Genomic DNA, 14,569 nt, shown 5'->3' with positions numbered 1-14,569 from the left:
TTAGTAATGATATAGTTCTTTGGAGTGTTGCTTATTAGTACTAAAGGATTGGTTTTTTGCTTTTTATAGGTCTTCAGGCTTAAAAGCAAGAAGGTGAGGGGCATTAAATAGCGTATTAACGGACTAGGTCTAGGATAGTTGTTCGCCGTTATTACCTACAAATAATAATAAACAAAAGAGTGAGAAAACTGCCTTTAATTGAGAAAGGTTGAAGTTTTACTCACATTGACGTGAATAGAGTTGGAGTGCATGTACTAATGAGCAATTTTACGTTGAAGCAAAAAGTTTTGCTCTTAACGCTAATACCACTGATCGCCGTTTTAGGTGTGGTCATGTTTGTAGCAAAAATGCAGATACGTGATTTGGGTGAGTACCAAGTTGAAGAGCTGCGTTCAGAATTGATTGCCAGTAAGCAGGATGCATTGAAAAGCTACGTTGATTTAGCCGTTTCATCTGTTAAGCATATCTATGATAATGCGGTACCTGGAGATAGTTACGCGGAAGAACAGGCGTTGGAGGTGATGACGCAGCTTCTTTATGGCGCGAAACAAGATGGTTATATTTTTGTTTATAAATATGATGGAACTAACTTGGCGACTCGTCCCAAGCCTCAGTTAAAAGGTAAGAATTTAATATCGCTTAAGGACCCTAATGGTGTCCTTATTGTTAAGGATCTTATCGAGAAGGCAAAAAGTGGTGGTGGATTTGTCGAGTATATTTGGGCAAAACCTTCTAAAAATGCAGATGTTCCTAAATTAAGTTACGCCGTAGGCCTAGACAAATGGCAGTGGATGGTAGGAACGGGGTTCTACATCGATGATATTGATGATCAGATCGCAGTTGCTAATCAAAAACTGGATGATGAAATCAATAATACGATGTTGTTCATTCTGATGATTGGTGGCGGTTTTTTGATTGTCTGTGTTTTTATTTCTGTGATGTTTGCTAATGGAATTGCAAACCCGCTTGCAGCAGCAGCTACTGCACTTAAAGAAATCGGCGAAGGTGATGGAGACCTAAGTAAACGTTTAGATACTCATGCTAAAGGTGAGGTTGGCGAGGTCGCACATGGCTTTAATGCGTTTGCTGCGAAGATTCAGACGTTAATTGTTGAAGTCAAAAGTGCCATTGTGGATCTGTCACAAGCAGCCGAGCGATTAAATGGCGTAGTGAGTAATACGCGTAGCGAAGTTGATGAACAGCGCCGTGAAACCGAGCAAGTTGCAGCTGCGATCCACCAAATGGCAGCTGCCGTTCAAGAGGTTTCTAGTAATGCAGCTAATGCTTCAACATCTGCACAAATAGCGGATGAATCTGCGCTTGGTGGGCAGACGGTTGTGAATGAAACGATCTCTTCTATACAAGCCTTGCAGGGTGGGGTGAATAAGTCCTCAGAGGTTATTGAACAGCTGGATCGTGATTCTGAACACATTGGCACAGTGGTTAATGTCATTAAAGATATCGCTGATCAAACTAACCTATTAGCATTGAATGCTGCAATTGAGGCAGCTAGGGCAGGGGATCAAGGACGTGGTTTCTCTGTTGTGGCGGACGAAGTTCGTACTTTAGCAACACGTACACAGCAAAGTACGGATGAGATCCAGACAATGATTGAAAAGCTGCAAAGTGGGGCTCGTAAAGCTGTTGAAGAGATGGCAAAAAGTCGTCTGCAAACAGATCAGACCGTAGAAAAAGCCAGCCACACGGGTGAGCAACTAAATAGTATTACGACATCTGTAAGTGATATTAGCGGTATGAGTATGCAAATTGCGACTGCAGCGGAACAGCAAACTTCTGTTGCAGATGAGTTAAGCCGGAGTATCCAGCATATTGCGGATATTTCTGAAAGGGCAAGTGATACGGCGGATCAGCTATCTTCTACAACCAATGAGATGTCTCAATTGGAAAGCCGATTAACCTCTTTAGTGGGTCAGTTTAAAGTTTAGAATAATCGCTTTTTCACTTAGTGGTTATCTTTTGTTCTAAAAATTAAGCGGCAGCAATGGCCGCTTAATTTATTTGAACCCTCTCATCTTCTCTCCGTCGGACAAAATAAGTCTACACTGTTTCTATAAGCCTCTTTAAAGACACTACTTAAAGAAACTACGGTTGAGTAGATTCTCCAATATTAGCTGAAAATAGAAGTGTTTCAGGTGCCAAGCACTGTTTGTCGCTGCATGCCTGATAGGAAAACTTGAGAGGTGATTTAAGTTGCTGACCATTGCTCTTACTGTGGATAATAAACTCTATTTTATTGGAATAGAGGTTAATCGGTTTATTTATAAAACTGTATCCAGTGTATGCGAATCGGGACAGCCTTTAACTGACAGTCCGCGGAAATGGGGTAAAACCATTGTATATAAGCGTGAGTTAAGTAGCATGAAAGCCTGATCTCTTAGGTTAAAGCGGTATGCGAAATAGTGCTATTTAAGCTTTACACTTTAAACGGCTATTAACTTAAACAAGTGTTTCTAAACTTAGTTACCTTTTAAAGGATTTTTTTTGAGCGTTTTATGAAACCGAATAAGAAAGGTCCTGTAACAACCGTAAATGTTTATTGCCAGCAGTGTAAAACGCAGCTGTTTAGATATCGAAAAGGGGGAAAAGGGGCTCTAGTGAAGTGTTTCAAAGAAAGAATAAGTGAAAACTTCACTTTAGAGCCGTGTGTATGTCCTACATGCCAAATGACTTTTGCTCGTGAGGCCTTAATTCGCGGCACTCCCGCCTACAAGCTGATTGGAGGCAAGGTTTTCGTCAGATAGTAGTTCACTTTCCTGGTTTAGCTTGATTGCTATTGAAGGAGCTAAGCAGCTGACTTCACCAGCAAGTATAAAGTGAGATCTCTCTTTAGGTACGAACCCTGTATTCCTTATAGCTTCTATACCCGTTCGCTGAGCCTTTCTTGCCGTAATCTTGTGCTGATAAGCGCCGCCCTTGCATAGTTCGCGCGCTTTATGGTGCCACATCACTTCAACATCTCTCTGACTACTGGATTTATTACCATAGAATTGGATCGCAAACTGGTCACTGCTGAGTGCTTTGAATTTGTATCCGGATTTTCCATCGAAAGCATGATAGTTGCTTTCGCAGCCGCCAAGTAGGCCTCCTAGTAGTATTAGTAGAACGAACTTATTGTGCTTTTTCATATTATCTCTCCCTTGCTTGTGTGCTTTAGCTTTTTTGCATAAGTAATTGCTGGTCGCTAAATTCATGTTGTTTAAGCGGTACAGATTTCGGTTTAATCATGAGCTATAGTTTAATCAAGCTTGATTTTGGGTTACAGATCTAGAATGATGGCGGTTTATTGGGTACAGATTGCTGGGGTTTTCGTCTGTGATGTGGAAATTTATTTAATCTGTGCTTGTTGTCTTCTGTGTGTGGGTGTTTTGCTATGAAACTGTATGAACAGTTGTTGGATGATCTAAGTCAGCGTATTGAACAAGGTTATTATCCTGTAGGTACAAAGCTGCCATCTATCCGCTCCTTAAGCGGTGAACGTGCTGTGAGTATTTCAACGGTTCAAGAGGCCTATCAGCGTCTAGAAGAGAGAGGGATGGTTGAAGTTAGACCTAAATCGGGCTATTACGTACAAGGCCGATCGACAGCGCCTCCTTTGCCTGAAGTCAGCCGCCCCGCACAAAGGCCTTTGGAAGTGTCGCATTGGGATCAGGTTTACCACTTATTGAATTCTAATAAAGGTGAAGGTCACATAGCGTTAGGCACTGCGATGCCGGAAATAGATACGCCTACACTCAAACCCCTAAAAAAGGGATTGATTGATGCCGCTAAATTGGATGGTGCGGCTTTTCTTAATTATTGTGATGTTAAAGGGTCTGAAAAATTACGTCAGCAGATTGCTCGCTTGGCATTGGACTCCGGCTGCCAGTTACATCCTGATGAAATTATTGTCACAAGTGGTTGCCAAGAGGCACTGGTATGTAGCTTAAGGGCGGTGACTAATCCGGGCGATGTTGTGGCTGTCGATTCGCCTAGTTTTTATGGTTCGACACAAGCGATTAAGGCGTTGGGCCTGAAAGCATTAGAAATTCCAACACACCCAGAGACGGGTATTAGTTTAGAGGCGTTGGAATTAGCGTTAGAGCAGTGGCCTGTTAAAGCAATTCAAGTCACACCTACATGCAATAACCCTCTGGGTTACACCATGCCTGAGGAGCGACGTAAAGCGTTATTACGTTTAGCACAGCAATATGATCTTCCGATTATTGAAGATGATATTTACGGTGACCTATTTTACAAATCTCCTCGGCCCAAGACGATTAAATCTTTCGATGACGAAGGGCGTGTTTTACTGTGCTCCTCCTTTTCAAAAACAATAGCTTATGGATTGCGTTTAGGTTGGGTTGCTCCAGGCCAATGTACCGAGCGTGTATTACATAAAAAGTTTGTATCGACAGTGAGTAACCCCCCAGTACAACAGGAAGCTGTGGCTGAGTTTATTGCTCAGGGGAGCTATGAAAGACATATTAGAAAGCTGCGTATGCAGTATCAGCATTCAAGAGATGTGATGATCGACCTCGTTGAGGAGTTGTTTCCTCCAGGCACACGTATTAGTTATCCAAAAGGCGGTTACTTACTTTGGGTAGAACTTCCTATTGAAGTTGATACGGTGAAATTAAACAAACGCTTAGAAGCGAGTAATATTAGTATTGCGCCTGGAGTTATCTTTTCCGCTTCAGGAAAATACCGTAACTGTATGCGTCTTAATTTTGCGAAGAAACTTGATGAAACAATGCGACAAGCTTTACGTCAGGTTGCCGCAGAAGCACAGTTATTGATCGAAGAAGCTTGAAGTTAGCTATTAGAGCGAGAGCAGGTGCTTACTGTGCTGCCTTCAATATTTTTTTAGTCGATTTACAAAAGCGGAGAGCGAAAAGCCTAATTGTTGGTTGAGTTTTTTAGCAGCCCCTTTTAATTGCTTTTCACTGTGTGTATTTTCTCTTTTCCCCGCAAATAAAACCCAATTACCACAGCTGGTAGTACATCCCCGCACATCGGTAAACATCTCTTTTAAAAGCGCCAAACAATCGCCAGATTGGTGCTCTCGCCAACAGTTAAGTACTAACCAGCCATCATTTTTTAATAGGCTGTATGAAGCGGTTAAAAATTCAGGGGAAAGCTGTTTTTCATCCAGTCCCTCAGCGCTATAGATATCACTAAAAATGATATCTACTTTACGCGGGTGCTTTTCATGTAAAAAATCATAAGCGTCCATCGTGATTAACTCTAAGCGCTTACTTCTTGGAAGTTGGAAATATTTATAAGCACAGAGAACGACTTCTGATCTCAGTTCAACTACTTGCTGCTTTATTTGAGGGTAGTGATGATGCAGGCAGTTGTTAAGTGCGCCAGCACCTAAACCGAGAGTAATGCAGCGCTTAGGCTCAATAAATAACAGAGCCATTAGCATCGCGCGGGTGTAATCATGTTGGGGGGAAAGAGGTTCACTTTTGAGCCAACAACTTTGCTCATCGTTATCCCCAAACGCGAGATAGCGTTTATTACCATCATCAATTACTCTGATTGCACCATACTCGTCATAACTACGGTGAATCTCTTTGCCTGAAATGGCCATCTAGGTTCCTTGCGCGATCTCGATTGAAGGGGCATTCTATAGCTTGCGTCTACTATTTTATAAGCCTGAATAGGAAAAAGCTTAATTATTTTCATAAAGAAGTGTTTGGGGCTTATTTGTAAGTTCTTAGTTTTCTGATTTTTAATGTTGGAAGGGTGTGGCAGCCGCTAGCATTGATTGTATTAAGGGAGTTGTAAATGGAAATGCAGTGGCAGCGTTTATTAACCACAAAACGTTATGGACATGCAGAGATAACAGACGAAGAGATAGGGCGTAGTCATTTCCATAAAGATCAAGACCGGATCATCTTCTCCAGCGCTTTTCGCCGCTTGGGGCGTAAAACTCAAGTGCACCCGATGTCACTCAACGATCATATCCATACGCGTTTAACACACTCTATTGAGGTGGGTAGTTTAGGCCGAAGCCTTGGTATTCGAGTGGGAGAGCTGATTCAAGAACAGTTGCCAGAGTGGGCGAGTGCTTACGATATAGGCATGATCGTACAATCCGCATGTTTAGCTCATGATATTGGTAACCCGCCTTTTGGTCATGCGGGAGAGTATGCTATTCGTGATTGGTTTAAACGTCATGAGCAGAGCGGCTTTTTAGCCGAATTGAGTGAACCTGAACGCTTAGATTTGATGACTTTTGAAGGGAATGCTCAAGGATTTAGAGTGGTGACTCGGATAGAAAACCATCTATTTGATGGAGGCCTGCGTCTTACATATCCAACACTTGGAGCGTTACTAAAATATCCTTGGAGTGCTGAATTTTCAGGTCAGAAAGGAAAATTTAGTGCCTATCAAACAGAATTAGAGATTTTAAATAAGTTAGGCCGTGAGCTTGGCTTAGTTAAAAAAGGGGAAAACCAATGGAGTCGCCATCCTTTGGCTTATTTAATGGAAGCCGCAGATGATATTTGTTACGCCATTGTAGATTTAGAAGATGCTATCGAGCTTAATATTTTAAGTTTTGATGAAATAAAGCCGATCTTATTATTGCTCTGCGGTGATACAGCGTTTGATGATGATATCTTCTCCACTCAGGCTTCTGCACGACGGAAAATTTCAGCGCTACGTGGTAAAGCGATGGAGTTTATGGTCTGTTCTGCGGTTAATGCTTATATGGAAAATCAACACCTGATTATGTCCGGAGAGTATCAAGGTGAGTTACTCTCAGATGGAGATCCAGCCGTTCGCGATGGGCTCTATGCGGCCAAAAAATTAGCTCGTGAACGTGTGTTTCCTGATACGCGTAAAGCAGAATTAGAGGTAGGGGCATACTCAACCTTAGGTGTGCTTTTAGAAGCGTTTTGCCATGCTGTTTATGAAAATTATCATCAAGAAGGCAATGCTTTGAGTTACCGTAGTGAACGTATAATCAGTTTAATGGGTATACACGCCCCAAGGCCTGAATTACCTTTATATAAGGCTTATATGCGTGCGTTAGATTTTATCAGCGGTATGACGGATAACTACGCTACGTACCTAGCACGTCAAATAGGTGGGTTAAGTTAAATGGTCGATTAGTTGTGCACAGGCTTGCGCTGATGCACGCGGTATTCGCAGGTTGAGCCGGACAAAGTTACAATACCTATATATAAAATATCAGAAAGCGAAGGAAAAACTGTGGCATCTTTGAAAGATCAACTTAGTGGCTTAGTCTATTCAACAGAAAAGGGGGCACTATGCCCAGGCTGCTCTGAAGCGGTAGATGCATGTAAATGTGCGGAATTAGATGACCAAAATCGTTTAGAAGGCTTAGACGGTGTAGTACGTATTCGTCGAGAGACATCGGGACGAAAAGGCAAGGGGGTCACTACCATCTCAGGGATCCCTCTGCCTGAAGCTGAATTAAAAACGTTGTCTAAGAAACTGAAGAAAACCTGTGGTACAGGTGGAGCGTTAAAGGAAGGAATCATCGAAATACAGGGTGATCATCGTGAAAAGCTCAAAGCTGTATTAGAAAAAGAAGGTTTTACAGTAAAGCTTGCAGGGGGCTAATGTGGCAAAGAAGAAAACCTGTACTCGCTGTTTAGTCATGCGATTTGCACTCGTATTTATGGCAGTCGTTATTCTTTTTATGCTGAATGGTCTGAATAACTTCTTTTCATAAGAACTCGTCTATCAAGGAAGAAGGAGAGGTTGGTTATGATGATGCAAAGTAGATTTTTAGTTCTAGTACTCTCTTTAGGTTTTTTTACGGCTTCAATTGTCGAGGCGCGTATTTATCAGTACACAGATGATTCTGGTCGTAAGGTCTATGTTGATCGTTTATCCAAAGTCCCTGCTAAATACAGAGAGCAGTTAAGTTCTAGGCAGGAAGAGCAAGAAGACTTAAGTGATGAACAAATACAGCAGTTGACAGCTGAAAGGGATTTGAAGCAACTTCGACTTAAAATTAATCGTCAACGTATTGATATAAAGGATGCGATGAAAGAGTGGATAACTCCTTTTTCATTTCATGCTAACCGTATCTTGATTCCGGTTAAATTAGTTTATGGGTCACGCTCGGTTAATCTAAGCCTTGTAATGGATACAGGGGCTTCTCATACGGTTGTGCATAAATCGGCACTGGGTTCACTAAGTGCTCAGTTCTCAACGGCCGGAGCAGCAAGGGTTGCAGATGGTAGCGTCGTAAAAACAGAACGGATTAAACTTGATCGCGTTGATATTGGCCCTTATAAACTCAAGCACGTTTCGGCGGGTGTAATCGATTATAAAGGTGGTGGTAGCGGGACTCAGGGGTTATTAGGGATGGACTTTTTATATCACGCACAATACGAACTAGATAAAAAAAACCAACTGATTATCTGGGCGCCTGAAAAGTATAATAAACTCAAAGATCAGCTGGTTGAATTAGATAAGTTGGAGCAACGGCTCGAAGAAGAGACCGCTGCTCCGGGGGACGAGGGTGAACAGTAAACGTTTAAAAGTAACGCTCTACTGTGAACTGTAGGTGATCATCTTGCTTAATGTTGTAGCTTAGATCTAATGGATCATCACTGCTGAAAAAGCGACCATCCAAGTTAAGTGTCCAGTCATCACCTACACGGCGGCTAGCCTCAAAAATTAGACTTTGGCTATCGTAGTCTAAGTCATGGCTGATACCAGCAAGCAGTTCTGTGCTTTCCGCATCATTTAACGCTAGACGTGCACCGAAGAAAAGATCGTTTTGAATTGCCGCATCGGCGTCGGTACCACGCTCATCCCAGCCGTATTCGATTAATACACCTAAGTCAGCAGCGCTTTCTTGAATGCCGTAAAGGGTATATTCAAATCCACCTTGAAGAGCCCAGTAGCTGTCGCTTGTGGTATCACGATGGATACTTTCAATCTTCCAGAGCCAGCTATCAATCGTCGCTTGTAGATCGAAACCAATCTGATCCATCTGTTCATAGTGGGGGGTTAAAACGGTGGTGCCATTGATGTTTTTGACCTGTAGGTTGGGGTCACGATTTGTACCGTGAAACCAGTATGCGCCTAGGTCAAAATCACCGAGGGTATGGCTCCAACGAATTGCTGTATCAATATGGTTTTCACCTGCACTTGATTCGTAGGTCGCATGGTCATCGTTGACAGCAAGTCCTCCGCGTAGTCTTCCGTTTTCACCAACAAAGGTTCTTTCACGAAAACCAGGCAGCACATAAAGATCTATGATGCCCCAATCACGTACTAAGGACAGGTTGATCATCTGTTGTCCAAGTTTATCTTCACCGTCAAAGTCATCCACAGCGTCTGTTTGGTTGATCACATCAACTAAGTGCTGGAACTCTGTGACACCCCAGAAAACCTTTTGAATACCTGTTCTTAGTTCCCAATTATCACCTATGTGTATCCAATTAAGTTCACGAATATCAGCGTGGGTGCGTCTGCTGTCATTTTCATCAACACGGATAAAGGGAGTAAAGGTTAAATTATCAATGCCATCATTCCACTCCCAGTAAAACTCAGGTTCAACGGTGAAGGAGAGGTTGGTATCGTAATTTTGGTTCTGAAACTGGGCTTCTTGGGTAAAGTAGCGGAGATCAGCCGTCACTTTACCCGACATTTCATAGAAAGTTTCAGCATGAACAGGCAGGGCTGAGATCAGCCCTGCCGCCAGCAATAGTTTGCTAATACCCATATTAACGTGCCCGTTTTAGGGTGTTTTTGTTGAAATCACTGTCAGATAAACCTGTTTGGAAAGTGTAACTACCGTAAGTTAGGTCTGTACTTTTTCCTGATTGATGATTGATCATTTTCATTAAATCGGGGCGCCAGTGTTTCGCTTTGTATTCTTGGTAATCATGGTAGGTTAGGGTTTTTAGCGGCGAATCTTTACGATCGTAAAAGTCGATTTTCCACGGTCTATATTCTTCTTGATCTAACCAGACTACACGACGTGTGTAGCCTGAATTTTTATCCACAGGGTACTGTTCTACCACGTAGCAAGTACCGCCTTCACAAGCTTCATCTTTGATGAACTTATAGGTGTACTTCTCTACCTCAAACGAAGAAAGATCTTCGTAAGAAAATTCAGATCCCATAAATGGACCTGATTTATTACGTGATGCGATACGTTTTACACGTTTTAGTTTAGGCAGATATAGCCACTGGTCATCTGCACCAATGGCGTGTGAGAAACTAAGAAAGGCAGTTCCTTTAACGTCGCGCGGTTTGTCAAAAACAGATAAGCTTTTGTCACCATCGCCCTCAACTTCAAGGGATTTCATTCGGATTTCTCGAATACTTTCCTGACCTAGTTTGTTACGCAGGATCATATTCATATTCGCCTGCATATCTTGCCAACCTTTATCACTTGCTTTGGCTTCTACTGCGATACGCATACCTTTTTCTTCAGCAGTTTCAGCCGCTGCAATAATAGGTGAAGCGACTAAGCCCGCAATTAGAATAGATTTAAGCGATTTGTTTAACAGAGTCATTATCGTCTCCTTCAGAAGTGTTGGCAGATGAATCAGTGTTAGTTGGTGTACCTTTGGACTGTGAAGAGCTTTCCGGTTGACTGTCTTTATCTAATTTCATCAACAAAGCAGGCAAGAATAAGAAATCCACTACCAGAGCAATAAAAATAGTTACAGCTGTGAGTAAGCCCATATCGGCATTCAGTTTGAAGCTAGATTGAGCTAGAACCATAAAGCCCGCAACCAGTACGATGGTGGTTACCCATAGTGCCCGGCCTACGCTAGCAAAGGCGTAGCTTACGGCTGCTTTCGGGTCCTTGTTTCGCTCTCTTCTCGCATGTAGGTACTTACTTAAGAAATGTACAGTGTCATCTACAATAATACCTAGCGTCATACCGGCGACGACTGACAATGCAAGTCCAATTTGCCCATCAATCAGATACCAAACACCAAAGCCCATAGCGGCAGGAGCAATGTTTGGAATCAAGCTAATGAAGCCAAATTTTACTGACTTTAAGGCAAAGCCTAAGATCAAGGAAATAAGCACCAATGCAATGGTCGTACCTAACAGCATGCTTACGATATTACGTTGGCCAATATGCGCAAACATCAGATTCGGGCTGGCGATCTCTACTTCATAGCTTGAAGCATTATCGGCAAACCACGCGTAGATACGCTCTTCGATTTCGATCTGTTCGGTACTTGTTAAATTACGGAATGTCGCAATCACGCGTGTTGAAGACTTATCAACATTGAGCTGATTATTCAGATCTAAGCCGTAAGGCAAAGACATTTCATAAAGTAATAAATACTGAGCAGAAAGTTCCCGATCTGTCGGTAGCTTATAGTAACTCGGGTCATCGCCATGCATATTTTTGTTCAGACGTTTGATGATGTCAGACAAAGAGTTGACGTGATCCGTTTCAGGCTGTGCTCGTAACCATTCGGTTAGATTACCGACAGAGTGAAGGAATTTAGGATCATTTATGCCGCTACTTTCCCCAGTTTCAATGGATATCTCCATCGTCGACATGCCGGAAAGGTTATCTTGCATATAATCTGTTGCTTGTCGGAATGGCACAGTCTCATCAAAGTATTTAACGAAGTCATCATTCAATTCATTTTGCGGGGTAAAGGCGATGATACAAACCATCAAAACTGACATGCCCGGTAAAAGAATTTTACGCTTGCCGACTACGAAATCAGCAAGTCTATGCATAATATCGTTTTTACCTTCTTTAAACTGCTTCACACGTATCGGAAGTAAGCTAAGCATTGCAGGGAATAGCGTTATAGAGAAGACAAAGGCTAGCATTACACCTGCAGCAACCATGTTACCTAAGTCTCTAAACGGAGGGGAATCCGAAAAGTTTAAGCTTAAGAAGCCAATTGCAGTAGTTACACTTGTTAAAAAAATGGGTTGGAAGTTAATGCGTAAACTATCCTGTATCGCCTTCTTCTTTTCGACACCTTGGCGCATCTCGTAGAACATGGTGGTCAAGATGTGGATACAATCGGCTACCGCAAGTGTTAGCACCATAATTGGGGTTGTTGATGAGGGGCCTGTTAAGTAAAACCCTGTATGACCTGCAAGACCCATAGTGGATATTATGGTGAAAATGATAATGATCACGGTCGCAAAGGTACCGCTGAAAGTGCGTAGTAGGAAGATCATTCCTAGCAGTACAACGCCAAACATGATGGGAACGAGCGTAGCATTATCAGTTAATGATGATTCAGCAAAGCTGTTGTTCATCATCACCATGCCAGACAGATGCACAGTGATATCTGGGTTTTGTGCAATAAATTGAGCTTTCATCTCCCGCGCTTTTGCAACGGCTTGAGGAACCTCCTCTACCGGATTAACGCCAGGCAATTGAACGGTCACATTAACGACAGTGACATGTGCTTCAGGTGAGATGATTTTGTGAACAAGTAACGGTTCGTTAACCGCAATCTCTTTTAAGCGCGGCATATCAGCTTCTGTCACTGTTTCCGCATCTAATACAAGATCTTCCACAAACATATCGTCCTCTTCAGACCATGTATGTTGGAAGTTAGTAATAGAATCTACTCGTGTGGAGAAAGGTATTTGCCAAGACTCAGTCGTAAGCTCTTGGATCGCTTTCAGTGTCTTAGGTGTGAATACCTCACCATCATTCGGAGATATTATAAAAGCGACATTGTCACTTTTACTGTAAATCTTCTGCATAGACTCAAATGCTGTTAGTTGAGGATTTTCCTCACTGAAGAACACTCGGTAGTCACTTTTGAAGACCAAGTTTTTGGCACCATAAGCTGAGCCGAAAACAAACAGCATAGTTAGCAAGATAACCCATACTGGGTGATCAAGCACAAAGCGGAAAAGACGCTCTTTCATCTTCCTTCTCCAGATTCCTTTTCAGGGGTTGGTTGCTCTGATGGCAACTTCTATTTAGTTATAAATCTTTTTATAAGTGACGAAGCGTCACTAACTCTCTTTAAAAAAACGGCGTGGGCACCGTTTTTCTTCCTAAAAATGAAATAGATTAGCTTTCATATAATCGTTTTAGCTGCGTTATTTCATTTTTAAATAAAACTGTTTTGTATTTATCAATTGTCGAAGCCCAGTCATGATCCTGCGTAAAGGGCTTCCAGTTAAGGCCATCAAGTAGAAGGTTACTATGATTAATAAGCTCTCTTTCTAAGTTCATTTCCGTACGGATACTGCATCTATCAAGGGTTTCATGCAGTAAAGCGATGGTGCCGAAACACATTGACCATAGGGAAAATGCGACTTGAGCAGGGCTTAAGTGCGGCTGAAGATTCAGCTCGCCTGAAGACAATCCGGAGGAGATAATTTCTAGAATACTACCGAGTAGCTTACTTTCTAATGCTAGATGTTCTTCTTGGCGCTTTTCTGTTGATTTTTCCCGTACAGCCGGTGTTTTAGCTGAAATGACTAACATAAACTCAGTCGGATTGAGTAAAGAGTGCAGCATATAAGCATAGCCAATAGCTAAAATGCGTTCTCGGCTATTACCTTCAAAGCTAACGGCTCTACAAAATAGTGCAGCCACATTTTTAACACTGCGATTGCATAGACCGGTGAGTAGATCTTCTTTACAAGTGAAATGGTTATAAACCGTGCCTTTAGAGTAGGGCACTTTAGCAACCACTTTATCTATTGTGAGCCCTGCAACCCCCGACTCGGTCATAATGCCGAGAGCGGTGAGCATTATCTCTTCTTCGCGTGCTTTTAGGACTTCATGATCGATGATCTTGGGGCTCATTGGCTTATATACTTTTTATTATGACGTTTCGTCAAAATTAACTGAGATCTAGTTTTGTTTCAAGTTCAATAAATGCAACAAAGAGTCTCAAATTATGCAATAAAGCTATTTTATTGCATCAAAGGCGAAGGTTCGTGGCATTAGCTTGTTCCTAAAAAGAGGAAATTTGTTTATAAAAAAACTGATCTATTTAAATTTGAAAAAACCGGTCTACACTAAGTAGCACGCATTAGGTTTGCTATATTTTTTTGTAGTATTTAATTCAAAAGGAAGGTCTAGCTACTAAAGAAATGATGGGGCTAGGCAGTCACGCAAAGGAGCTGCATGATGAAAGTTGAGACTTATGTTTTAGCCGTTAAAAATAGCAATAATGGTGACATGGTATTAGCGCCCCGAGGTGAGCGGGTTGCTGATATGCCCGTTTGCTTCTCTTCTGGTTACGCCCATCACTTATTTGATTTCAGTGAATCAAGGGTATGTTGTCAGGAGGGAGATAAAGTCTTTCTCTTGAAAGGGACTGTGGATATATCTGAAATTTGTCGGGAAAATGATTTCCCCGATGCTTTTAAAGCGTTGCTCATAGAAGAGGCGAGTTTGGATGGTTGGGACGTTATACGTCAGAAGTTAGCTCTTTCAACGCAATCTAAGGAATACAAAAGGAAAGTACACGAAGACCTAGTTAACACTCACGCCGAGCTGCAGATTAGTAGGCTTTTGATCTCATAGTAGGGGTGGAATGTAATTTATTCGCTTTACACTCTTCTTGAAACTTAAGGCCGCTCAAACAGCGGCCTTAATTTA

At 42.1% G+C, this 14,569-nt stretch carries 12 protein-coding genes; 6 read left to right on the top strand and 6 right to left on the bottom strand.

Going from position 1 to position 14,569, the window contains the following annotated elements:
- Positions 1-257 precede the first annotated feature (257 nt).
- Positions 258-1,946 (top strand): methyl-accepting chemotaxis protein, encoded by a 1,689-nt coding sequence (locus tag B4K11_RS02530; RefSeq protein WP_292957821.1) that lies wholly within the window; start codon positions 258-260, stop codon positions 1,944-1,946.
- Positions 1,947-2,705: 759 nt separating this feature from the next.
- Here the strand turns inward: B4K11_RS02530 and B4K11_RS02525 are convergent.
- Positions 2,706-3,146 carry a hypothetical protein gene (locus B4K11_RS02525; protein ID WP_292957818.1) on the bottom strand — a complete coding sequence of 147 codons (441 nt, stop codon included), beginning with the start codon at positions 3,144-3,146 and terminating at the stop codon, positions 2,706-2,708.
- Positions 3,147-3,391: 245 nt separating this feature from the next.
- Between B4K11_RS02525 and B4K11_RS02520 the strand changes: the two genes are divergently transcribed.
- Complete coding sequence (locus B4K11_RS02520) at positions 3,392-4,810, top strand: PLP-dependent aminotransferase family protein (RefSeq protein WP_292957815.1); 1,419 nt, start codon at positions 3,392-3,394, stop codon at positions 4,808-4,810.
- Positions 4,811-4,852: 42 nt separating this feature from the next.
- Here B4K11_RS02520 and B4K11_RS02515 read toward each other — a convergent pair whose 3' ends face one another.
- Entirely contained in the window at positions 4,853-5,593 is a 741-nt protein-coding gene (locus tag B4K11_RS02515; RefSeq protein WP_292957812.1) for a spermidine synthase, read from the bottom strand.
- Positions 5,594-5,790: 197 nt separating this feature from the next.
- Here B4K11_RS02515 and B4K11_RS02510 point away from each other — a divergent pair, with 197 nt between their 5' ends.
- The 3 genes from B4K11_RS02510 (at position 5,791) to B4K11_RS02500 (ending at position 8,517) form a co-directional block, all read left to right on the top strand.
- Positions 5,791-7,110, top strand: coding sequence for a deoxyguanosinetriphosphate triphosphohydrolase (locus B4K11_RS02510; RefSeq protein ID WP_292957809.1), 1,320 nt, complete (start codon positions 5,791-5,793; stop codon positions 7,108-7,110).
- 111 nt (positions 7,111-7,221) lie between these two features.
- Positions 7,222-7,596 carry a translation initiation factor Sui1 gene (locus B4K11_RS02505; RefSeq protein WP_292957806.1) on the top strand — a complete coding sequence of 125 codons (375 nt, stop codon included), beginning with the start codon at positions 7,222-7,224 and terminating at the stop codon, positions 7,594-7,596.
- 147 nt (positions 7,597-7,743) lie between these two features.
- Positions 7,744-8,517, top strand: a complete 774-nt coding sequence (locus B4K11_RS02500) for an aspartyl protease family protein (RefSeq protein ID WP_292957803.1) — start codon at positions 7,744-7,746, stop codon at positions 8,515-8,517.
- 4 nt (positions 8,518-8,521) lie between these two features.
- Here the strand turns inward: B4K11_RS02500 and B4K11_RS02495 are convergent, their stop codons facing one another.
- The 4 genes from B4K11_RS02495 to B4K11_RS02480 all read right to left on the bottom strand — a co-directional run bounded on the left by B4K11_RS02495 (position 8,522) and on the right by B4K11_RS02480 (position 13,768).
- On the bottom strand, positions 8,522-9,718 hold the full coding sequence (locus tag B4K11_RS02495) for a hypothetical protein (protein WP_292957799.1): 1,197 nt from the start codon (positions 9,716-9,718) through the stop codon (positions 8,522-8,524).
- 1 nt (position 9,719) lies between these two features.
- Entirely contained in the window at positions 9,720-10,517 is a 798-nt protein-coding gene (locus tag B4K11_RS02490; protein ID WP_292957796.1) for an outer membrane lipoprotein-sorting protein, read from the bottom strand.
- On the bottom strand, positions 10,492-12,876 hold the full coding sequence (locus B4K11_RS02485; RefSeq protein ID WP_292957793.1) for an efflux RND transporter permease subunit: 2,385 nt from the start codon (positions 12,874-12,876) through the stop codon (positions 10,492-10,494). Before B4K11_RS02485 ends, B4K11_RS02490 begins: the two co-directional genes overlap by 26 nt.
- 148 nt (positions 12,877-13,024) lie before the next feature.
- Positions 13,025-13,768, bottom strand: coding sequence for a TetR/AcrR family transcriptional regulator (locus B4K11_RS02480; RefSeq protein WP_292957790.1), 744 nt, complete (start codon positions 13,766-13,768; stop codon positions 13,025-13,027).
- Positions 13,769-14,092: 324 nt separating this feature from the next.
- On the opposite strand from B4K11_RS02480, the gene B4K11_RS02475 reads away from it, so the two are divergent.
- Positions 14,093-14,494, top strand: coding sequence for a hypothetical protein (locus tag B4K11_RS02475; protein WP_292957787.1), 402 nt, complete (start codon positions 14,093-14,095; stop codon positions 14,492-14,494).
- Positions 14,495-14,569: the final 75 nt, after the last annotated feature.

The organism is Neptuniibacter sp. UBA6509 (assembly GCA_002435145.1).
Taxonomy (GTDB): domain Bacteria; phylum Pseudomonadota; class Gammaproteobacteria; order Pseudomonadales; family Balneatricaceae; genus Neptuniibacter.
The sequence above is the reverse complement of the archived record's forward strand: the minus strand, read 5'-3'. Positions and strand labels throughout refer to the sequence as shown.